This is a genomic window from Microbacterium sp. HJ5, assembly GCF_054824025.1.
Window position 1 is genome coordinate 237,661 of record NZ_JSYE01000004.1, and the last position, 21,208, is coordinate 258,868.

The 21,208-nt window shown below is 70.6% G+C and carries 21 protein-coding genes and 1 tRNA gene; 11 read left to right on the forward strand and 11 right to left on the reverse strand.

Features of this window, described 5'->3' with window-relative positions:
- Positions 1–6: 6 nt before the first annotated feature.
- The gene (locus OB08_RS02370; protein WP_461471708.1) at positions 7–1,062 is read right to left on the reverse strand and encodes a zinc-dependent alcohol dehydrogenase family protein; all 1,056 of its coding nucleotides are present in this window, start codon (positions 1,060–1,062) and stop codon (positions 7–9) included.
- A gap of 183 nt (positions 1,063–1,245) precedes the next feature.
- Between OB08_RS02370 and OB08_RS02375 the strand changes: the two genes are divergently transcribed.
- Together OB08_RS02375 and OB08_RS02380 are read left to right on the forward strand one after the other, a co-directional pair.
- Complete coding sequence (locus OB08_RS02375) at positions 1,246–1,851, forward strand: GrpB family protein (protein ID WP_461471710.1); 606 nt, start codon at positions 1,246–1,248, stop codon at positions 1,849–1,851.
- 167 nt (positions 1,852–2,018) lie between these two features.
- The gene (locus tag OB08_RS02380; RefSeq protein ID WP_461471712.1) at positions 2,019–2,696 is read left to right on the forward strand and encodes a GNAT family N-acetyltransferase; all 678 of its coding nucleotides are present in this window, start codon (positions 2,019–2,021) and stop codon (positions 2,694–2,696) included.
- Between the two features lie 66 nt (positions 2,697–2,762).
- Here OB08_RS02380 and OB08_RS02385 read toward each other — a convergent pair whose 3' ends face one another.
- A complete protein-coding gene (locus OB08_RS02385) occupies positions 2,763–3,026 on the reverse strand; it encodes a DUF6458 family protein (RefSeq protein WP_461471714.1) in 264 nt (87 codons plus the stop codon).
- A 203-nt stretch (positions 3,027–3,229) separates the two neighbouring features.
- On the opposite strand from OB08_RS02385, the gene OB08_RS02390 reads away from it, so the two are divergent.
- From OB08_RS02390 to OB08_RS02400, 3 genes are read left to right on the forward strand one after another with little or no spacing between them, the layout of a single operon-like run.
- Positions 3,230–4,585, forward strand: coding sequence for an MFS transporter (locus tag OB08_RS02390; RefSeq protein ID WP_461471716.1), 1,356 nt, complete (start codon positions 3,230–3,232; stop codon positions 4,583–4,585).
- A gap of 42 nt (positions 4,586–4,627) precedes the next feature.
- A complete protein-coding gene (locus tag OB08_RS02395) occupies positions 4,628–5,548 on the forward strand; it encodes a pseudouridine-5'-phosphate glycosidase (RefSeq protein ID WP_461471718.1) in 921 nt (306 codons plus the stop codon).
- Entirely contained in the window at positions 5,548–6,387 is an 840-nt protein-coding gene (locus OB08_RS02400; protein ID WP_461471720.1) for a carbohydrate kinase family protein, read from the forward strand. Before OB08_RS02395 ends, OB08_RS02400 begins: the two co-directional genes overlap by 1 nt.
- A 4-nt stretch (positions 6,388–6,391) precedes the next feature.
- Here OB08_RS02400 and OB08_RS02405 read toward each other — a convergent pair whose 3' ends face one another.
- Together OB08_RS02405 and OB08_RS02410 are read right to left on the reverse strand one after the other, a co-directional pair.
- Positions 6,392–6,838: an SRPBCC family protein gene (locus OB08_RS02405; protein ID WP_461471722.1), complete on the reverse strand. Its 447-nt coding sequence runs from the start codon at positions 6,836–6,838 to the stop codon at positions 6,392–6,394.
- Positions 6,831–7,214 (reverse strand): ArsR/SmtB family transcription factor, encoded by a 384-nt coding sequence (locus tag OB08_RS02410; protein ID WP_461471724.1) that lies wholly within the window; start codon positions 7,212–7,214, stop codon positions 6,831–6,833. Before OB08_RS02410 ends, OB08_RS02405 begins: the two co-directional genes overlap by 8 nt.
- 74 nt (positions 7,215–7,288) lie before the next feature.
- Here OB08_RS02410 and OB08_RS02415 point away from each other — a divergent pair, with 74 nt between their 5' ends.
- A complete protein-coding gene (locus OB08_RS02415; protein WP_461471726.1) occupies positions 7,289–7,858 on the forward strand; it encodes a dihydrofolate reductase family protein in 570 nt (189 codons plus the stop codon).
- On the forward strand, positions 7,855–8,337 hold the full coding sequence (locus OB08_RS02420) for a DUF2087 domain-containing protein (protein ID WP_461471728.1): 483 nt from the start codon (positions 7,855–7,857) through the stop codon (positions 8,335–8,337). The genes OB08_RS02415 and OB08_RS02420 overlap by 4 nt, the downstream gene beginning before the upstream one ends.
- Here OB08_RS02420 and OB08_RS02425 read toward each other — a convergent pair.
- From OB08_RS02425 to OB08_RS02435, 3 genes are read right to left on the reverse strand one after another with little or no spacing between them, the layout of a single operon-like run.
- Positions 8,326–9,087 carry an SGNH/GDSL hydrolase family protein gene (locus OB08_RS02425; RefSeq protein WP_461471730.1) on the reverse strand — a complete coding sequence of 254 codons (762 nt, stop codon included), beginning with the start codon at positions 9,085–9,087 and terminating at the stop codon, positions 8,326–8,328. The two genes, OB08_RS02420 and OB08_RS02425, sit on opposite strands and share 12 nt — an antisense overlap.
- Before the next feature lie 23 nt (positions 9,088–9,110).
- Entirely contained in the window at positions 9,111–10,463 is a 1,353-nt protein-coding gene (locus OB08_RS02430; protein WP_461471732.1) for an MFS transporter, read from the reverse strand.
- 35 nt (positions 10,464–10,498) lie between these two features.
- On the reverse strand, positions 10,499–11,536 hold the full coding sequence (locus tag OB08_RS02435; RefSeq protein ID WP_461471734.1) for an LLM class flavin-dependent oxidoreductase: 1,038 nt from the start codon (positions 11,534–11,536) through the stop codon (positions 10,499–10,501).
- 106 nt (positions 11,537–11,642) lie between these two features.
- Between OB08_RS02435 and OB08_RS02440 the strand changes: the two genes are divergently transcribed.
- Entirely contained in the window at positions 11,643–12,272 is a 630-nt protein-coding gene (locus OB08_RS02440; protein WP_461471736.1) for a phosphoribosyltransferase, read from the forward strand.
- Between the two features lie 12 nt (positions 12,273–12,284).
- On the opposite strand, the gene OB08_RS02445 is transcribed toward OB08_RS02440, so the two are convergent.
- Both OB08_RS02445 and polA read right to left on the reverse strand, forming a co-directional pair.
- Positions 12,285–13,958: a DUF885 domain-containing protein gene (locus OB08_RS02445; protein WP_461471738.1), complete on the reverse strand. Its 1,674-nt coding sequence runs from the start codon at positions 13,956–13,958 to the stop codon at positions 12,285–12,287.
- A gap of 46 nt (positions 13,959–14,004) precedes the next feature.
- The gene (gene polA, locus OB08_RS02450; protein WP_461471740.1) at positions 14,005–16,644 is read right to left on the reverse strand and encodes a DNA polymerase I; all 2,640 of its coding nucleotides are present in this window, start codon (positions 16,642–16,644) and stop codon (positions 14,005–14,007) included.
- Positions 16,645–16,703: 59 nt separating this feature from the next.
- On the opposite strand from polA, the gene OB08_RS02455 reads away from it, so the two are divergent.
- Complete coding sequence (locus OB08_RS02455; protein WP_461471742.1) at positions 16,704–17,135, forward strand: hotdog fold thioesterase; 432 nt, start codon at positions 16,704–16,706, stop codon at positions 17,133–17,135.
- Between the two features lie 57 nt (positions 17,136–17,192).
- Here the strand turns inward: OB08_RS02455 and OB08_RS02460 are convergent, their stop codons facing one another.
- Positions 17,193–17,813 (reverse strand): ANTAR domain-containing response regulator, encoded by a 621-nt coding sequence (locus OB08_RS02460; RefSeq protein WP_461471744.1) that lies wholly within the window; start codon positions 17,811–17,813, stop codon positions 17,193–17,195.
- Positions 17,814–17,860: 47 nt separating this feature from the next.
- Between OB08_RS02460 and OB08_RS02465 the strand changes: the two genes are divergently transcribed.
- Positions 17,861–17,943 (forward strand) — tRNA-Leu (locus OB08_RS02465).
- Positions 17,944–17,981: 38 nt separating this feature from the next.
- On the opposite strand, the gene OB08_RS02470 is transcribed toward OB08_RS02465, so the two are convergent.
- Entirely contained in the window at positions 17,982–19,379 is a 1,398-nt protein-coding gene (locus OB08_RS02470; protein ID WP_461471746.1) for a MinD/ParA family ATP-binding protein, read from the reverse strand.
- Between the two features lie 162 nt (positions 19,380–19,541).
- On the opposite strand from OB08_RS02470, the gene OB08_RS02475 reads away from it, so the two are divergent.
- Positions 19,542–21,170 carry a RecQ family ATP-dependent DNA helicase gene (locus tag OB08_RS02475; protein ID WP_461471748.1) on the forward strand — a complete coding sequence of 543 codons (1,629 nt, stop codon included), beginning with the start codon at positions 19,542–19,544 and terminating at the stop codon, positions 21,168–21,170.
- The last annotated feature ends 38 nt before the right edge of the window (positions 21,171–21,208 follow it).

Consider the following 21,208-nt stretch of genomic DNA (forward strand, 5'->3'; position numbering starts at 1 on the left):
TGCACATTATGTCAGATCGCGCCGCGGCGCGGTCCCCTGGGCCGCCGGGTGGATCATCGTCATCCCGGCAGGCGACGCGGTGTCCATGCGGGGCAGGAGGTCTGCCGCTTCGGCGAGGGTGACGGTGCGCTCGATGAGGTCCTGCGGTCGGAGTCTTCCCTCTTCGATGAGATGGAGCATGGCGGGATAGTCGGAGGCAGCCATGCCGTGACTGCCCAGGATGTCCAGTTCCCAGGCGATCGCGCGAGCCATGGGTACGCCCGAGAGGCCCGTGGGTGTCGGGAGCAGTCCGATCTGGACGTGTCGTCCGCGTCGGCGCAGGCTGAGGATGGCGTCGGCGCAGGTCTGTTCGCTTCCGACCGCGTCGATCGAGACATGACTCCCCCCGCCGGTGAGCTCCCCGACGGCCGCAGAGACATCCGTCGCACCGTCCGCGATGATGACGTGGTCGGCGCCGAGCCTGGTGGCCGTTGCGAGCGCAGTCGATGAGCGGTCGACGGCGATGACATGAGCGCCGAAGGCCTTCGCGATCATGACCGCGCTCAGGCCCACTCCCCCGGCGCCCACGATCGTGACCCATTCGCCGGATTTCACGTGTGCGCGGGCGGTGAGGGCCCGGTAGGCGGTCGCGAACCGGCATCCCAGCGCGGCGGCGGCCTCGAACGGCACGTCGTCCGGTATGGCGACGAGGTTCGTGTCTGCCGCGTACAGGGTGACCTTCTCAGCGAAGGAGCCCCAGTGTGTGAAGCCCGGCTGCTGTTGGTCGGGGCAGACCTGCGCGTTTCCGGATGCGCACCATTCACATCGTCCGCACCCGCAGACGAACGGCACCGTCACGCGGTCGCCGACGACCCACTTCTGCACGCCGCTGCCGACGCCGGTGATGATGCCGGCGAGTTCGTGACCGGGCACATGCGGCAGGAGGATGTCGTCGTGTCCGGCCCACGCGTGCCAGTCGCTGCGGCAGAGCCCGGTCGCCCGCACGGTCACGACGACCCCGCCGTCGGGTGCGGTCGGGTCGGCCGCCTCTCGTACCTCGAGCGGCCCGGCGATCTCGTCCATGATCAGCGCCAGCAACGTCTTGCCTGCCTTCCTTCTCCGACTGCGGTTGCGTCGAAGCCGACGGTGGTGTCCTGTTCCGATCCATTCTCCGCCGGCGGCGTCCGATGCCCTCGACGCGCTGCGTCAGATGTTCGCGTAGGCGCCTTCTCCCCGTGTCCCGCCCCGCACGGTAGCGTCGTCCGGATGAGCGAATTCGACCCCGCCGCGCTTTCACCTTGCGATCCGTCGTGGCAGGGCGAAGCGGAGCGGATGCTGCGGGCCATCCGTGCTGCGCTCGCCGACCTCCCCGGTGCCGACGCGGCGCAGTACGACCACATCGGATCCACGTCGGTCCCCGGTCTCGCGGCGAAGCCCTTCCTCGACCTCCAGGTCCGGATTCTGCCGCTTCCCGACGACGCCGCGCTCAGCCCCCGATTGCGGCCTCTCGGCCTTGAGCGAGCGAGGGGCGCGCGCCCCGACTCCCCTGGTGTCGACCGTGACCTGCCGCGCGGCGCGCCGGTTCCCGACGCCGCCGTGTGGCAGAAGTCGCTCTTCGTCGACGAGGCGCACCGCGTCATCGTCCACATACGTCGCAGCGACTCGCCCTGGGGCGAGTACACCGTGTGGTTCCGCGACTGGCTCCGCGCGCATCCGGTCGAGCGCCGCCGCTACGAGGATCTGAAGCGGGAGCTGAGCGCGCGCGAGCGCGGCAAGAGCGACTATGACGACTACACGCGGGCCAAGACGGCGTTCTTCGACAAGGTCCAGGACTCGTTCGAGGATTGGGTGCACCGCACACCGACGGGGTGAGGGGGCCCGTCCCGATCGGATCGGTCCGCGATCATCGGGTGCCGAAGCGCCCCCGCCGCGTGGCTCCCGGTCGAACGCGCGTAGAGACCACGAAGAAGGCGAGCGGATGCCGTCTCCCGGCAGGGCAGGGCGCGGCATCCGCTCGCGTTCCTTGGCAGACTGCCGGAATGCCACCGTCGCAGGAACTGATCCGTCTCTGGCCGGCCGCCGCCGTTCGCGCTCGCAGCGGCGACCTCGAGCTGCGCTGGATGGACGATGAGCTGCTCGCCGACGTCGCGTCGGTCGCTGCGCGCGGCGTCCACGATCCGGCCACCATGCCCTTCGAGCACCCGTGGACGCGCGGAACGGCGGACGACGTGGCGCGCAGCGTGCTCGCGTATCAGTGGCATGCCCGCGCCGAGGTGGGACCCAAGAAGCTCGTGCTCGAGCTCGGGGTGCTGGTCGACGGGGGCGTCGTGGGCGTGCAGGGCCTCGTCGCCGACGACTGGCCTGTGCTCGGCCGCGTGCAGACGGGCTCATGGCTCGGCCTGGAGCACCACGGCCGTGGCATCGGCCGGCGCATGCGGGCGCTCATGCTGCATCTGGCGTTCGCCGGTCTCGGGGCGCGGGAAGCGACGTCGGGCGCGTTCGCCGACAATCCGTCGTCGAACGCCGTCTCACGACGACTGGGCTACGAGCCCAACGGATCGGTCATGGTCCCGCGAGAGGGTGTCGCCGCACTCCACCACAACTACGTGATGACCCGCGACCGCTGGACTTCGCTGGCCGCGGATCACGCGGCGATCCTGGGCGCTCCCATCGAGCTCGAGGGCGTAGAGCCGCTGCGCGCCGCGCTCGACGCCTGACCGCGTCGCGCACACGAAGCGGGGCGGAGCCTTCCGGCCCCGCCCCGCGCTGCTCCAGTCGGCGTGTCAGAGACCGACGCCGTCGTCGGGAGTGCTGGTGGACCGGCGGGTGAGACGCTCACCGGACGCCGGGTCGACCGACGTGTGCGCGACGGTCTCGGTGCGGCGGCGGCGCATCATGAGGACGATGCCCACCAGGAAGATGACTCCACCCGCGATCATCAGGATGTAGCCGATCATGTCGAGGTTCACCCATTCGACCTCGACGTTCACTGCGAACGCGAGGATGGCTCCGATGGCGAACAGTGCGATTCCTGCTCCGATGCTCATGCGAGGTTCCTTTCCGGGGCACGCTGGTCGGCCCTCCCCTGTATTCGGGGCGTGTGAGCCCCGATGAAACACTTTCCCGCGCGCTCCGTGCGGCGGGCAGGGGCTTGACAAGGGCCGGAAAACCGGGCAAGCCGCGCGGGCGACCGCTCGCGACAGGAGATCGCCCGGCCCGGACGCCGCGCGGGCATGGCTACGGTGGGAGGGTGCGTCTCACCCCCGGTCTGCTCTCGTCGAGGCCCGGGATCAGGGCGTGGCTGATCTGGAGCGTGGGCGTCGCCGCGTACGTGCTCGCGGTCACCAACCGCTCGTCGCTGAGCGCCGTGGGAGTCGACGCGGCGGAGCGCTTCGATGCGGATGCCGCGACTCTGTCTCTCTTCGCGGTCGTTCAGCTCGCCGTCTACGGCGGAATGCAGATCCCGGTTGGCGTGCTGCTCGACCGCTACGGCGCGCGGCCGATCATGACGATCGGCATGGTGCTCATGGCCGTCGGACAGCTGGTCATGGCGGTCTCGCCGAGCGTGGGCGTGGCGATCGTCGCGCGCATGCTGCTGGGTGCCGGCGACGCCGCGGTCTTCCCCGGCGTGCTGCGGCTCGTGGCCACCTGGTTCCCCGCGCAGCGCGGGCCGCTGATGGTGCAGTTCACCGGCATCATCGGGCAGACGGGGCAGCTCGTCGCCCTCATTCCGCTCGCCGCGCTGCTCCACGCCACGACGTGGACGATCACGTTCGGCAGCGTCGCAGGACTCGGCATCCTGTTCGCCATCCTCGTGGTCCTGCTGATCCGCAACCACCCGCCCGATCGCGACGAGGACGTCTCGGTCGACACCGACACCGGGGCGATCCGCGTCGTCACCTCCTCGGTCGACACCGGGGTCGGCATCCGGGCATCGTGGGCGCACCCGGGCACACGACTCGCGTTCTGGTCGCACTTCACCACGCCCTTCGCAGGGACGGCCTTCGTGCTGCTGTGGGGCATGCCCTTCCTCACCGCCGGTGAAGGCCGCACGCTCGCGGAGGCGGCGACGATCATGTCGACCTACGTCGTGGTCGGCATGGCGCTGGGGCCGGTGATGGGCGAGCTCTCTCGCCGCATCCCCCACCTGCGCTCGCGGGCGCTCGTGCTCCCCGCCGTCGCGGTGCAGGCGGTGGCCTGGATCACCGTGATCGCGTACCCCGGCCCGGCGCCGCTGTGGCTGCTGTTCGCGCTCGCCTTCGCGCTCGCGATGGGCGGACCCGCGTCGATGATCGCCTTCGATCACGCCCGCACGCACAATCCGGCGCACCGACTCAGCACCGCCACCGGGGTGACGAATGCCGGAGGCTTCCTCGCTGCGCTCATCGCGATCTTCGCCATCGGCCTCGCCCTCGACCTGCAGGGCGCGGGAACCCCCGCGACATACTCGCTGGATGCCTTCCGTCTCGCCTTCCTGACCCAGATTCCGCTCTGGCTGATCGGGACCGTGTTCATCGTGATCGAGCGCAAGCGCACGCGGATCAGGATCGGCATGGATCCGCCGCGGATGCCGCGCCCGCCCCGGCGCCCGCGAGCCGACCGCTGATCGGCAGGCCGCTTTGTAGGGTGGCGGTAGACCAACGGAAGGATGCCCGTGACCGCTCCGCTCGTCGTCTCTCCTGAGGTGCGCGACGCCGTGTCTGCGGGCGCTCCGGTGCTCGCGCTCGAGTCGACCATCTTCACCCACGGGCTGCCCCGGCCCCGCAACCTCGAGGTGGCGCGCGACGCCGAAGACAGGGTGCGTGCGCTGGGAGTCACGCCGGCGACGATCGGCGTGATCGACGGGCGGCCCACGGTGGGCCTCTCCGCCGGTGAGATCGAACGTCTCTCGACGCACGACGGCGTGGTCAAGGCGAGCCTGCGCGATGTGCCGGTCGTCGCGGCCAAGGGGCTGAGCGCCGGAACGACGGTCGCCGCGACGGCCCACCTCGCCCACCTCGCCGGCGTCAAGGTCTTCTCGACCGGCGGTCTCGGCGGCGTGCACCGCGACGCGCAGCAGACCTTCGACGAGAGCGCCGACCTCGGCACCCTCGCCACCCTCCCCCTCGTCGTCGTCAGTGCGGGGGTGAAGTCGATCCTCGACATCCCGCTGACCCTGGAACGCCTCGAGACGCTGAACCTCGCGGTCGTCGGCTATCGCACGACGGACTACCCCGGCTTCTACGTCGCCGACTCCGGCCATGACATCGAGTTCTCGGTCGACTCCGCTGCCGACATCGCCCGCGTCGCGACGATGCGCGACGGACTCGGCATCCGCTCGACGCTGCTGGTGGCGAACCCCGTCGCGGCCGGCGAGGAGCTCGACCCGCAGCTTCACGACGACGTGCTCGAGCGCGCGTTGGCAGCCGCCGCAGCGGCCGGGGTGTCGGGGCACGACACCACGCCGTTCCTTCTGGACTTCATGCAGCGCGAGACGGGCGGCCGCAGCCTGGACGTCAACGTCGCCGTATACCGCGGCAATGTCGATCTGGGGGCCCGCATCGCGCTCGCCCTCGCGGACGCATCCTGATGCTCCTGGTGATCGGCGATCTCGTCGCCGACCTCATCGTTCTCGGCGGAGCGTCGCTCGAGCGCGGCACCGACAATCCCGCCGAGGTCCGCCTCACGCGGGGCGGCAGCGCAGCGAACGTGGCCGTGGCCGCCGCCTCGCGGCATCCCGTCCGCTTCATCGGCTGCGTCGGGGACGACACCATCGGGCGAGCGCTCGTGGGCGAGCTCGAGGCGAGCGGCGTCGAGGTCCGCGTGCAGCGCGGCGGCCGGACAGGGGCCATCGTGGTGCTCGTCGACGCGGTGGGCGAGCGCACGATGATCACCGATCGGGGCGCCGCAGCCGAGCTCGCCACCATCGATCCGGGGTGGCTCACGGGCGCGCGCTGGCTCCATCTGCCGCTGTACGGCCTTGCAGAGCCGGCTTCGCGTCGGGCGGTGACGGATGCTGCGGCCGCGGTGTCCCAGGCGGGGGCCTGCGTGAGCCTCGACCTCTCGAGCGTGGCGACGATGCGGCACCTCGGAGCCGCGGAGCTGGGGCGCATCCTCGACGAGCTCCGCCCGGCCGTCGTCCTGGCCAACGGCGACGAGGCGCGAGCAGCCTCCGATCTCGGTCTCGCCCTCGACCGCACGACCTTCGTGGTCAAGCGCGGTGGCGATCCGGTCGTGGTCGTGCAGCACGGCCGATCGAGCGAGGTGCCGGTGCAGCGAGTGGATGACGTGCTGGACTCGACCGGCGCCGGGGACGCGTTCGCGGCGGGCTACATCTCGGCCGCGCTCGACGGAGCCGACGCGCACGCGAGCGCCCGCGCGGGCAGCGAGCTCGCGATGAGTGCGCTGCGCCGCGCGGGCGCTCTGTGATGTGTCAGGCGGACTGCAGCCGAGCCAGCACGCCTTCGATGTCGTCGATGAAGGCGTTGTAGCCGGCGATCGTGGCCGCCACCTGCTCATCGGTGAAATCGGAGCGGTCCTGGCTGATCGTGAGCTTCGTGCCAGCCTCGACCTCCTCGAGGTCGAAGAGCACGGGCAGGCCCACGTCGTCGCCCGGCTGGTCGGTGAGCGTCATGGCGAGATGCGCCGGACGGTCGACCGCCTGGTACTCCCCCGCCCAGTCGATGCGATTGCCGTCGGGGAGCAGCATCACCGCGCGGAACGCCCCACCGGGTCGCACGTCCATCGTGAGTGACTCCTGCGGCACCTCCACACCGGCCGTGCCGAACCACACGGCGAAGTGCTCGGGCGTGGTGAGGGCGTCGAAGACGAGTTCGCGCGGCGCGCTGAGCGTGCGCACGATCGTGAAGTAGTCAGCCATGGGGGTTCTCCTTGTCGGTGGGGTCGTGCGGGGTGGACAGCTGCTGAAGGGCGTTGAGGTAGTGGTCGAGGGCGTCGACGCTGTCTTCCCAGAAGCGCGCGTAGTCGTCGATCCAGCGGGATGCCGCGGCCAGAGGCCGCGCGTCGAGGCGGGCGGGCCGGTACTGGGCCTCTCTCCCCCGAGTGATGAGGCCCGCCCCCTCGAGCACCCGGAGATGCTTCGAGACGGCGGCGAGAGTCATGTCGAACGGCGCGGCCAGCTCACTTACCGTCGCCTCTCCGGCGCTGAGCCGCTCGAGCAGCGCGCGCCGGGTGGGATCGGAGAGAGCCGCGAAGGTGCGGCTGAGCTGATCCATCGACATGCTCGCTCCCGTCATTCAACTAAAAGGTAAAATACCAGATGGTTGAATACGGGGCAAGCGGTGTCGGCGACGGGCGCTAGCGTGACGGGATGCCTCGCGTGATTTTCTACACCGCCACAACCCTCAACGGCTTCCTCGCCGACGACGCCGACTCGCTCGACTGGCTCTTCGCCGCGCCCGGCGGCGAAGGCGGCGACGCCGATTTCCGAGCCTTCCTCGAGCGCATCGGCGTGCTCGTGCAGGGATCGTCCACCTACGAATGGGTTCTCGAGCACGATGACCTCATCGCTCACCCGGAGAAGTGGCCGGGCCACTACGGGCGCCGCCCCACCTTCGTGTTCAGCGGGCGGGAGCTGCCCGCGGTCGAGGGCGCCGACCTCCGGTTCGTGCGAGGCGACGTGCGCGACGCCTGGCCGGCGATCGCGGAGGGGGCGGGCGAGCGCGACGTCTGGGTGGTCGGCGGCGGCGATCTCGCGGGTCAGTTCGCCGACGCGGGCCTGCTCGATGAGATCGTGGTCTCGATCGCTCCGGCGACCCTTCCCTCGGGCAAGCCGCTCCTCCCCCGTCGCATCGGCGCGGATCGTCTCACGCTGACCTCCGTCCGGCAGACCGGGGCCTTCGCCGAGCTCACCTATGCCGTGACGGGGGCGGTGCGGTGAGCGAGCGGTGGCGCGGCGTCATCGCCGCCCTGCTCAACCCCGACCTGCGCGCAGCCCTCGGCGAGGTCCTGGCGACCGCCGACCTCACGCCGGCTCGACGCGAACGGGCCATGGCGCGGCTCGCCGAGGTCGGGCTCGTCGTCGAGGGGCCCGATGGCCCGCAGTTCGACGAGACGATGCTGCGCGGCATCCTCGCCGAATCACCACGCGTCAGGCCCACCGGGCCGCAGCGATTCCTCGATGGAGGCGGGCGCATCGACCGCTACCCGGTGCAAGGTGCCGACCGTCATGAGCTGCTTCGGTGGGTGGCCGATCACGCGTTCGCACCCGGCGAGGTGCTCGGCGAGGACGCCGTCAACGAGCGGCTCTCGCAGTTCACCGACGACACCGCGGCGCTCCGCCGCCATCTCGTCGACGCCGAGCTCCTCGAGCGCACGCGGTCGGGGTCCGAGTACGCGCTGGTCGATTCAGACCTCTGACGGTCGCAACTCGAACCACTCGGCGTGCTTGGGCTCGCGGCCGTCGCCCGACGAGGTTCCGGTCAGCCGGCGCTGCACCCACGGTCCGACGTGGTCACGGTAATAGGCGGCGCCCCGCGCGGCCGCCGGAGGCAGCGGCGGCAGCGACCACCATTCGGCCGGAGGCTCCTGCCCGAGCGCGGTCAGCACGCGGGCGGCGACGCGATGGTGTCCGCGCGAGTTCATGTGCAGCCGGTCCTCCGACCAGTACGGCGGGGACGACAGTTCGCGATCGGGCCAGTTGAAGGCGCGCACGATGTCGGGGCGGTCGGCCAGGCGCGACGCCACCGCGGCCGACAGCAGATCGCCACGACGTTGGATGACCCGGCTCAACGGCAGCTGCGCGGACGGGTTGGCCCCCGAGAGGACGATGAGGGTCACGCCCTCCTCGTCGCACCGTCGCAGGACGTGCGTGAACGCCTCGACGACGCGCGACACGCTCGTGCGCGGCCGGAGCATGTCGTTTCCGCCGCCGTTGAAGGACAGGTGCGTGGGGCGAAGCGCGAGTGCCGGCTCGAGCTGCTGGTCGACGATCGGCCACACGAGCTTCCCCCGGATGGCGAAGTTCGCGTACTCGACGGGCTCGGCGGAGGCATCCGCCCACCCCTGCGCCACGAGATCGGCCCAGCCGCGCACGCGACCGTCGGGAAGCTCATCGCCGACGCCTTCGGTGAACGAGTCGCCGATGGCGACGTACCTCACGGATGCCATCGTTCCAGCCTAGGCGCTCGGCGTCAGCGGTCGTCGAGGGCCATGCCCCGCCGGTCGACGAGGCCCCACGCCGCGGCGGCGGCGGCCACGAAGAACGCCGCGAAGACGACGAACAGCAGCGGGGCGCCCCCGAGGCCCAGCAGCAGCGGCACGGTGAGCGGGGCGATGATCGACGCGATGCGGCCGGCCCCCGCGGCCCAGCCGGAGCCCGTCGCCCGCAGCGAGGTGGGATACATCTCCGGCGTCACGGCGTAAAGGGCTCCCCACGCGCCGAGGTTGAAGAACGACAAGGCCATGCCGGCCGCGATCACCCCTGCCTCGCTGCCCACCGTGCCGAAGACGACGGCGGATGCCGCCGACCCGAGGAGGAACACCGAAAGCGTGATCCGCCGGCCCCACACCTCGATGAGCCACGCGGCCGTGGCGTATCCGGGCAGCTGGGCGAGAGTGATGATGAGGGTGAACCCGAACGATCTCACCAGGTCGTACCCCTGCGAGACGAGGATCGACGGGATCCAGATGAACGCCCCGTAGTACGAGAAGTTCACGCAGAACCACACCAGCCAGAGGCACGCGGTGCGGGCGCGGAATTCGCGCGACCACAGCGCGGAGAGGCGTGAGCCGAGGGAGGACGCGGCGGCGGGCTCTGCGGCAGACGGCGACTCGGCACGCGCCGGCGCCGCGACCCCGGCGGACTCCTCGAAGGAGCGGACCACCCGCTCGGCGTCGTCATGGCGACCGCGTCGCTCGAGCCATCGCGCCGACTCGGGAAGCCCCCAGCGGACGAAGAGGGCGTACGCGGCAGGGATCGCCCCCAGCGCGAACGCCCACCGCCAGCCGGCATCCGAGGCGGGGATCACGAAGAACCCGATGAGGGCCGCCGCGGTCCAGCCGATCGCCCAGAAGGCCTCGAGGATGACGATCAGGCGGCCGCGGATGCGGGCGGGCGCGAACTCGCTGACGTAGGTGGACGCGACGGGAAGCTCTGCGCCGAGGCCGAGGCCGACGAGGAACCGCAGCACGAGCAATGCCGTGAGGCCCCCGACGAGGGCGCTCGCTCCCGTCGCGAGTCCGTACACGAGGAGGGTGACGGCGAAGATCGACCGACGACCGAAGCGGTCGGCGAGCAGCCCGCCCACGCTGGCGCCGATGGCCATCCCCACGAAGCCGATCGACGCGATCCACGCCGTCTCGTAGGGCTGCAGGCTCCACTGCGCCGCGAGGGCCGCGATGATGAACGAGATCAGCCCGACATCCATCGCGTCGAGCGCCCAGCCGAGCCCCGAACCCGTCAGCACCCTGAGGTGCCGTCCCGTGAACGGAAGCCGGTCGAGGCGCTGCGAGAGCCCGGCGGCGCGGGTGTCGGCATCGGTCATAGCGTCATGCTACGGATGCCGCGGCCCGCCGTCACTCACGACAGCAGGTCGCGGACCATCGGCGCCACCTGCGTGCCGTAGAGCTCGATGGAGCGCATCATCCGCGCGTGCGACAGCGTCCCCGTCGAGAACTTCATGTCGAACCGCTGCACGCCGAGGGTGCGGACGGTGTCGGCGATCTTCCGCGCCACGGTCTCGGGCGAGCCGACATACAGCGCGCCCTCGGGGCCGACGTCGCGCTGGAAGCGCATGCGGCTGTACGGGGGCCATCCCCGCTCCCGGCCGATGGTGTTGTTCATGGCTTCGAAGCCCTCGTACGCCTCTTCCCACGCCTGCTGATCGGTGTCGGCGATGTGTCCTGGCGAGTGCACGCCGACCGGCAGCGGCGCGCGCTCGAACGTCGTGAGCGAACGCCGGTACAGCTCGGCGAACGGCCGGAAGCGGTCGGCGGGCCCTCCGATGATGGCGAGCATCAGGCCGTATCCGTGCCGAGCGGCGCGGACGACCGACTCGGGCGTCCCGCCGACGCCGACCCAGGCCCGAAGCCCGTTCTCGGTCTTCGGGAACACGTCGGCCTCGACGAGCGGAGCCCGCATGGTGCCCTCCCACGTCACGGGCTTCTCGTCGAGCAGCCGGGAGAACAGCTCGAGCTTCTCGTCGAAGAGCGCCTCGTAGTCGCGCAGGTCGTAGCCGAAGAGCGGGAAGGACTCGATGAACGAGCCGCGCCCCAGGATGACCTCTGCTCGGCCGTTCGACACGGCATCGAGCGTTGCGAACCGCTCGTAGACGCGCACGGGGTCATCGCTCGAGAGCACGGTCACGGCGGTCCCGAGGTGGATGCGCTCGGTGCGCGCAGCGGCGGCGGCGAGCACGATCTCCGGGCTCGAGATCGCGAACTCACGGCGGTGGTGCTCCCCCACGCCGAAGAAAGCGAGGCCCGTCTGATCGGCCAGGACCGCCTCGTCGACGACGTCACGGATGGTCTGCGCGGCAGTGATCAGCTCTCCCGATTCGTCGCGGGTGATGTCTCCGAACGTGTCGAGGCCCAGTTCGACGGCGGCGAGGTCGGTCATGAGGAGTCCTTTCCATTCGCACGAATGGATCGCGCATCGGATGGAACCCCATGCTCGCACGTCGCATTCCCGAGACAGGCGGACGGCTCCGGCGTACCGTGGCGGCATGGCACTCTTCGCCGATCGCGAGGACGCCGGCCGGCAGCTCGCTGAGTCGCTGCGCTCATGGCGCGGTGAGGATGCCGTCGTGCTCGGCATCCCGCGCGGGGGCGTGGTCGTGGCCGCCGAGGTCGCCCAGGCCCTCGACCTGCCGCTCGCGGCGGCCGTTGTGCGCAAGCTGGGCGCCCCGTCGCATGAGGAGTTCGCGGTCGGAGCCATCGCCGACGACGTGCGGGTCGTCAACGACGCAGCGGTCGCCGGGAGCCGGATCACGGCGGAGCAGCTCGCCTTCGTGGAGGATCTCGAGCGCGTCGAGCTCCGGCGCCGCGGTGTGCTGTTCGGAGCAGGGGTCGAAGCCGTCGCCGGCCGTACGGCGATCGTCGTCGACGACGGCGTCGCCACCGGTGCCACGGCGACGGCGGCGTGTCTCTCGATGCGGGCGCACGGCGCGGAGCGGGTCGTGCTGGCGGTTCCGGTCGGTCCCGCGGGCTGGCGTCCGGACCGTGAGGTCGCCGACGACTACGTCTGCCCGCACCGGGAGCGCGACTTCTGGGCCGTCGGCCAGTTCTACGACGACTTCACCCAGACGAGCGACGCGGAGGTCGTGGGACTGCTGTCCCGCGACCCCCGCGTGTGAAGGAGCCTCTGCCTACCGGGCGAGCGCCGACCGCAGCGTGTCGAGGCCCACACCGCCGATGTCGAGCGCGCGCTTGTGGAAGCGCTTGATCGAGAAGTCCGCACCTTCGCGCTCGGCGACGTCGTCGCGCAGCTGCTCCCAGATGCGCTGACCCACCTTGTACGACGGGGCCTGCCCCGGCCAGCCGAGATAGCGGTTGACCTCGAACTTCACGAACTCGTCCGACATGTTGACGTTGTGGCGCATGAAGTCGAGCGCGAAGTCGGCGTCCCACGTGCCCAGGCCATCGGGACGGGGCTTCTCGAGGTGCACGCCGATGTCGAGCACGACACGAGCGGCGCGCATGCGCTGCCCATCGAGCATGCCCAGGCGGTCGGCCGGGTCGTCGAGGTAGCCCAGCTGCTCCATGAGACGCTCGGCGTACAGCGCCCATCCCTCGGCGTGGCCCGACGTGCCGCCCAGGAGTCGGCGGTACGAGTTCAGCTGCGCCCGGTTGTACACGGCCTGGGCGATCTGCAGGTGGTGACCGGGGACGCCCTCGTGATACACCGTCGTCAGCTCGCGCCACGTGTCGAAGTCCTCGACGCCCTCGGGCACCGACCACCACATGCGGCCGGGGCGGGAGAAGTCGTCGGTCGGGCCGGTGTAGTAGATCCCGCCCTCCTTCGTCGGCGCGATCATGCACTCGAGCTTGCGGATCGGCTCGGCGATGTCGAAGTGGGTGCGGCCGAGTTCGGCGACCGCGCGGTCGCTCGTCTCCTGCATCCACTTCTGCAGCGCGTCGGTGCCGTAGAGCTTACGGGCGGGGTCCTGCTCGAGCAGGGCGACCGCCTCTTCGACGGATGCGCCCGCCTTGATCTCGTGAGCGATCGACTCCTGCTCGGCGACCATCCGCGCGAGCTCCTCGACGCCCCACTCGTAGGTCTCGTCGAGGTCGATGGTGGCCCCGAGGAAGCGGCGCGAGTGGATCGCATAGAGCTCGCGGCCGACCGCATCCTTCTCGGATGCGGCCGCGGCGAGGTCTCCGCCGAGGAAGTCTGCCAGCTCGTCGTAGGCGACGCGGGCGGCGTTCGCGCTGTCGGCGAGCTCGCGGGCGAGAGACGCGGGGAGCTGCCCCTCGGCCGGCGCCGCTTCGGCGGCGAAGCTCGCGAAGAAGCCGCCGTCCTCGGTGTAGCGGCCGATCTGGGTCACGACCTCGGTGACCTGCCTGCGTGCGGGGACGTTGTTCTCGGCGATGCCGGCGCGCAGGCTCTCGACGTAGCCTTCGAGCGCGGCGGGGACGGCCCGGAGACGCGTGGCGATGACGGCCCAGTCGTCGGCGGTCGCCGTCGGCATGAGGTCGAACGCCGAGCGGATGTCCTGCGCGGGCGACGCGATCACGTTGATGTCTCGCACGTGCCAGCGGGCCTCGTGCAGCTCGATGGCGACCTGGATCTCGCGCGTGAGGTCCTCCTGGGTCACGACGTCGATGTCGTCGACCGGGGTGGCGCCGGCGAGAGCCGCGAGGGTCTTGCGCGCCTCCTCGACGAGGCGCTCCTGACCGGCCGGGCTGTAGTCGCCGAAACGGTCGTTGTACTCGGCGCGGCCGATGTACGTGGCGAGCGTCGGCTCGAGTTCGGCCAGCGTGTCGACCCAGGCGTCAGCGATCGTGTCGATCGGCGTGGGTGTCCGTGATTCTTCAGTCATGCCCACGAGCCTAAGGAGCCGCCGGGCGACGCGCCAAACGGGCGGATCAGTGCCCGGCTTCGTTCCAGTCCGGCCCCCGCCCGATCTGCACGTCGAGCGGCACCGAGAGCGCGGCGGCGTCGCCCATGCGCTCGCGCACGATCTTCTCGACCGGGTCCCACTCGCCCGCCGCCACCTCGACCACCAGTTCGTCGTGGATCTGCATGAGCACCCGCGAACGGAGGTCGCGCGCGGCGAAGTCGTCGTGGATATGGAACAGCGCTATCTTCATGATGTCGGCGGCGCTGCCCTGGATGGGGGCGTTCAGAGCGGCGCGCTCGGCGTTCTCGCGCAGCACGCGGTTCGGGCTCGCCAGGTCGGGGAACGGGCGCCGCCGACCGAAGATCGTCTCGGTATAGCCGTCGATGCGGGCCTGCTCCACCGACGAGCGCAGGTAGTCCCGCACCGCGCCGAACCGCGCGAAGTACTCCATCATGAGCTGCTTCGCCTCGGTCTGCTCGATGCGCAGCTGCTTCGACAGGCCGAAGGCCGAGAGGCCGTAAACGAGGCCGTACGACATCGCCTTGACCTTCGTGCGCATGGCCGGCGTGACGTCGGCGGGGTCGACGGCGAACACGCGGGCGCCGACGAAGCGGTGAAGGTCTTCGCCCGAGTTGAACGCCTCGATGAGGCCGGGGTCCTCCGACAGGTGCGCCATGATGCGCATCTCGATCTGGGAGTAGTCGGCCGTCAGCAGCGTCTGGTACCCCTCGCCCACTTCGAATGCCGAGCGGATGCGACGGCTCTCCTCCGTACGCACCGGGATGTTCTGCAGGTTGGGGTCGGTGCTCGACAGCCGGCCGGTCTGGCTGCCCGTCTGCACATAAGTGGTGCGGATCCGGCCGTCGCCGGCGATGGCGGTGTCGAGCGACTCGATGATCTGCCGAAGCTTCGTCGCCTCGCGGTGCTGCAGCAGCAGGTCGAGGAACGGGTGCGGATTGCTCTCCTGAAGGTCGGCGAGCACCGCGGCATCGGTCGAGTACCCCGTCTTGGTCTTGCGGGTCTTCGGAAGCTGCAGCTCGTCGAACAGCACCTCCTGGAGCTGCTTCGGCGATCCGAGGTTCACCTCGCGGCCGATCGCGGCGTAGGCCTCCTGGGCGATGGCGTCGGCGCGTTCGCCCAGCTCGGCCGAGAAGGTCGAGAGCTTGGCGTGCGACACGGCGACGCCCGCGAGCTCCATATCGGCGAGCGTCACGAGGGTCGGCAGCTCGATGTCGGTGAGAACCTTCGCGACGCTGTCCGGAAGCTCGGCGCGGATGGCCTCGGCCACACGCATGGCGAACCACGAGAGCTGGCCGGGCGTGGCACCCTCGGTCTCGGGCACGAGCTGCGTCGGGTCGGCCTCGGGCAGCTTCTCGTCGAGGTACCGGTCGACCAGATCGGCGAGGTTCTTGTCGGGGAAGCTCGGTCGCAGGAGCCAGCCCGCCACGATCACGTCGAACGCGAGCCCGGCGACGCGCTGGCCGGCCCTGCGGAGGGCCTTGACCTGCGGCTTCGCGTCGCTGAACACCTTCGGCGCGTCCGATGCCAGCCAGTCGGAGAGGACGGCGGCGACCTCCGGCGTCCACGACGCCTCGGCCGCGGCGTCCGTCGTCGCGAACCCGATGCGGGCCGGGGTGCCTCCCTCGGTGATCACCGTGACGCCCACTTCGCCGTCGACGGCCTCGAGCCACGCGAGCAGGTCGGCGCCGGCCGGCTCGACCGGGACCGGCATCGGCACGGCGGCGGCGGACGCGACCGCCGCCATCTGCTGCTCGATGCCGGCGAGCTCGGCCACGCGGGGAATGAGCGTCTTGAACTCGAGTCGCGCGAAGATGTCGCGCACGGCCTGCGCGTCCATCGGCTTGACCTCGAGATCATGCACCGTCACCGGCAGCTCGACGTCGGTGAGAAGGCGGTTGAGCGAGCGGTTGCGGCGCACGTCGTCGAGGTGCTCGCGCAGGTTGCCGCCCACGACTCCGGTGACCTTGTCGGCGTTGTCGAGCAGCTCGTCGAGCGACCCGAACTGGTTGAGCCACTTGACCGCGGTCTTCTCGCCCACCTTCGGCACGCCGGGCAGGTTGTCGCTCGTCTCGCCCACGAGCGCGGCGATGTCGGGGTACTGCTCGGGGGGCACGCCGTAGCGGTCGATCACGGCCTGTCGGTCGTAGCGCTTGAGCTGCGAGACGCCCTGCACGTTGGGGTACAGCAGCGTGATGTCCTCGTTGACGAGCTGAATCGTGTCGCGGTCGCCCGAGCACACGAGCACGTCGTAGTGCTCGGCCGCCGCCTGCGTGGCGAGGGTCGCGAGAATGTCGTCGGCCTCGATGTCCTCTTTCTGCAGCACCGTGATGCTCATGGCCGCGAGGCAGTCCTGGAGGATCGGGATCTGGCCCTTGAACTCGGACGGCGTCTCGGACCGGTTCGCCTTGTACTCGGTGTACTCGCGCGTGCGGAAGGACTGCCGTGAGGTGTCGAACGCGACTGCCATGTGGGTCGGCTTCTCGGCCTTGATGAGGTTGATGAGCATCGCCAGGAACCCGTAGATCCCGTTCGTGTGCTGCCCGTCCTTCGTCGAGAAGTTGTCGACGGGAAGGGCGTAGAAGGCCCGGTATGCCAGCGAATGGCCGTCCACGACGAGAAGGGTAGGCTTTGCGGAGTCCGTCACCCTGCAAGCCTAGTCAGGGCCGGAGACAGCCCCACTCCCCCGTCGCCCGAAGGTGAGCCATGCCAGAGAACGCGCCCGCAAACGTCAACGGACTCGAGTGGGCGGCCACCCGCGGCATGGGCGCGCTGGCCGAGAAGATGGGCGTCGAGTTCACCGAGTTCTCCGTCGAGCGCTGCGTCGCCACGATGCCGGTGGAGGGCAACACGCAGCCGGTCGGGCTGCTGCACGGGGGCGCCTACGTGGTGCTCGGCGAGTCGCTCGGATCGATGGCGGCGAACCTGCACGCCGGTCCCGGGCGTCTCGCCGTCGGCGTGGACATCAACGCCACCCACACGCGGTCGGCGACGTCGGGAACCGTCACCGGCGTGTGCACGCCGATCCACCTCGGCAACACCATCACGGTCCACGAGATCGTCGTGACCGACGATCAGGGCCGCCGCTGCTCCACCGTGCGCATCACGAACCACGTCAAGGACCTGCCGCAGGCATAGAGGAGCGGATGCCTCGTCCGAGGCATCCGCTCATCGCGATGTCGAGTGGCCGGGAGCCTACTTCTTCGGCGCGAGCTGCTCGATGATCGCCTTCGCCACGTCCTGCATCGTGAGACGGCGGTCCATCGACGCCTTCTGGATCCAGCGGAACGCCTCGGGCTCTGAGAGGCCCATCTTCTCGTTCAGGAGGCCCTTGGCGCGGTCGACGAGCTTGCGCGTCTCGAACCGCTCGACCATGTCGGCGACCTCGGCCTCGAGCGTGATGATCTGCTCGTAGCGGGCCAGTGCGATCTCGATCGCGGGAAGCAGGTCGTTCGGGGTGAAGGGCTTGACGACGTACGCCAGGGCGCCGGCCTCACTCGCGCGCTCGACCAGCTCTTTCTGGCTGAAGGCGGTCAGGAGCACCACGGGGGCGATGTGGTTCTTGCTGAGCTTCTCGGCGGCGGAGATGCCGTCGAGCTGGGGCATCTTGACGTCCATGATCACGAGATCGGGACGAAGATCGGTCGCGAGCTGCACCGCGGTCTCGCCGTCGCCCGCCTCTCCGACGACATCGAAGCCGTTGTCGCGGAGGATCTCGACGATGTCGAGGCGGATCAGCGACTCGTCCTCCGCCACCACCACGCGGCGGGGGGTCGAGGCCTGCGCTGCGGGGGTCTGCTCCTGCTCAGTCACCATTGAATCCTACGGTATGGTCAATCGCGGACGCGCGGGACGACGCGCGAGCCGGTGTGGCGGAATGGCAGACGCGACCGACTCAAACTCGGTTGCCCGCAAGGGCGTGTGGGTTCGACTCCCACCACCGGCACCGATCGGGGACCGCCTCACGAGGCGGTCCCTTCTGTCTCAGAGTCGGTCGGCGACCGTCGCCGCGACGGTGAGCCACGCGTCGCGGGTCTCGGGCGAGAGAGCCTCGAAGTCGATCGGGCCGCCGTCGACGAGCGAGGCGTCGAACGGCGCGATGACCACGCCGGACGTGACCTGCTCGAAGTGACGCGACAGGCGCGACTCGAGGCGGCGGTCGGGCTTGGCCGATGGCGCGGTCAGAACGGTCACGGCGCGGTCGACCTTGTCGCCGAAGCCCTTCTCACGCAGGCCGTCGAGCAGCCACGCGGCACTGGCGGCGGTGTCTTCGCGCACCGTGGAGACGATGACGAGCTGATCGGCGGCGGCGACCGAGGCGATCCAGTTCGACGCGCGCATGTTGTTGCCGGTATCGATGATCATGAGCCGGTAATAGCGGCGCAGCAGGGCGTGCAGCCGGTCGAACGCGGCAGCGTCGATCGTCGACGACGCCGCGGCGTCCTCGTCGGAGGCGAGCACATCGAAGCGCGCGTCGACCTGCGTGCGCACGTACGTGTCGAGCGTCGCGAGGCCCGAGCCGTCGGGGTTAGCGAAGCGGTCGAGCTCTTCGAGCAGATCCACCGCGGTCCGGTGGTGCGGCGCGTTCTGCGCGCGCCATCCGAGCGTTCCGCGGGTCTCGTTGTTGTCCCACGCGAGGGTCGCGCCACCGCGGAGGGTGCCGAAGGTCGCGGCGAGCAGCAGCGTGCTGGTCGTCTTGTGCGCGCCGCCCTTCGGATTCAGCACGACGATCGTGCGGGGCGCGTCGAGGCGCCGCTGCACGCGCTTCTCGCGGTCGAGCCGCGACTGCTCCGCGCGGCCGGGCGCGGGTGAGACCAGGCCGCCGGTGGCGCGCCGCACGGCGCCCTGCCACCCCTCGGTCGCTCGCGGACGCTCGCCGCGGTCTCGCGAGTCGAGCAGGTCCTGGACCGTCGGTTTGGAGAGATCGCGCGCGGAGGCGGCGGAGCTGCGCGTCAGCACCGGCGCGGGCTCGGATGCTGCGGGTGCCGCGGCGGGTGCGGAATCGGGAGCTTCGGCGGCAGGAGCGGCGGTGGCTGGCGCGGCCGCGACCGGCGCGGCGGCTACGGGAGCGGCGGCAGCCGCCGGTGCGGGGGCAACCACCGGCGCGGGGGCAACCACCGGTGCGCCGGCGGACGGCTCGAGCGACTCCGCATACGTGCCGTCGGGATGCACGACGAGCGGCCACTGGGAGGACCCTTCGACGAGCGTCGCGTGCGCCGGCTCGCCTGCGGATGCCGCGATGAGGCGGATCTCCTCGACGACCCGGTCGCGGAGCGCCCGGCTGTCGGCGGCCATGACCTCTTCCACCTGAGTCCCGACGTGCACCTCCGCGAGGGTGCTCGACAGAATGCGGACCGTTGCTTCGGGGACCTGCGAGGTCATCCGTTCCTCCTCCGGGACGAGGCTTTGCGCCCCGACAACGCTAGTCGAGGCTGCGCGCCGCGCCGTTCAGGCGTGCCGCGCGGGCCCCCATCCACAGCCCTGTCAATCCCACCGGGCGGCATTCGTGCGCGTGGCACGATGGACGCTCACGGAAGGAGACGGATGCCCGATTCGTCGATCGCGGAGACTGCCCGCGAGGTCTTCGGCTGGCAGAGTCTGCGCGATGGGCAGGAAGAGGCGGTCGCTGCGCTCGTCGACGGACGCGATGTCATCGCCGTCCTGCCGACCGGAGCGGGCAAGTCCGCCGTCTATCAGCTGGCAGGCGCCATGCTTCCCGGGATCACGGTGGTCGTCTCACCCCTGATCGCGCTGCAGGCCGATCAGCTCGCGCGGTTCGAGGACCACCCTCGCGCTCCCCGTCCCGTGGCCGTCAACTCGTCGATGGCCGACGGCGCCGTCGACGACGCCTGGACGGCGCTGGAACACGGCGAGGCGCGCTACGTCTACCTCGCTCCGGAGCAGCTCGCGAAGGACGACGTACGGGCGCGGCTGCGCGCGCTGAAGGTCGCACTCCTCGCAATAGACGAGGCGCACTGCGTCGCGAGCTGGGGGCACGACTTCCGACCCGACTACCTGCGGCTCGGCGACGTGCGCTCCGAGCTCGGCGCTCCGCCGACCGTCGCACTGACGGCGACGGGCGCCGATCCCGTCAGGAGGGAAGTCGCAGAGCGACTCGGGCTGCGCGACCCGCTCGTCGTGGTGCGAGGCGTCGATCGCCCGAACATCGATCTGACGGTCCACCGGTCGACCTCGGGCGACGAGAAGCGCGTGGCGGTCGAGGAGTTCGTCGAGGGACTCCCCCGTCCGGGTCTGGTCTACACCGCGACGCGCCGACAGGCGGAGGAGTGTGCCGCGGCGCTCCAGGATCGCGGTCTGCGCGCAGAGGCTTACCACGCGGGGCTGGCGGCCACGGAGCGGTCGCGCGTGCACGAGGACTTCCTCGACGACCGGCTGGACGTGGTCGTCGCCACGAGCGCCTTCGGCATGGGCATCGACAAGCCGAACGTCCGCTTCGTCGTGCACGCGGATGTGCCCGAGTCGCTCGACGCCTACTACCAGGAGATCGGGAGGGCCGGACGGGACGGTCGAGCCGCCGCGGCGACGCTGTTCTACCGGTCGGAGGATCTGGGCCTGCGCAGGTACTTCGTCTCGCGGAGCGTGGACGAGGAGCGGCTCGCGGCCGCGTACGCCGCGATCGCGGCATCCGCCACACCGCTTCCGCCCCGCGCGATCGCGGAGGCCGCGGGCGTCTCGGCTCGCGCGGCGACCGGCCTGGTCAATCTGCTCGTCGAGGGGGCTGCCGTGCGCGTCACCCGCCGGGGCGCCGTCGCCGTGAACGGCGCGAGGCCCGCGGACGCCGCGGCCGCCGCCCGAGAGGCGGCGGAGCGTCGCGCGCGCATCGAGGAATCCCGTCTCGCCGTCATGCAGCGCTACGCCGAGACCCGCGACTGCCGGCGGCGCGTGCTCCTCGGCTACTTCGGCGACGACCTCGGCGCAGCGTGCGACGCGTGCGACACCTGCCGTGCAGGAACCGCCGACGAGGTGGCGGCGGACGACGACACCGGTCCGTTCCCCGCGGGCTCCGCGGTCGCCCACCGGGAGTGGGGTCGCGGCCGAGTGGTCGACGTCGAGGACGACCGCATCACCGTGTTCTTCGATGAGCAGGGCTACAAGGTGCTCGCACTCGAGGTCCTCGAGCAGCACCGCGTGCTCACCCGCATCACGTCGTGACAGAACACGATGAGCGGATGCCTCGGCCGAGGCATCCG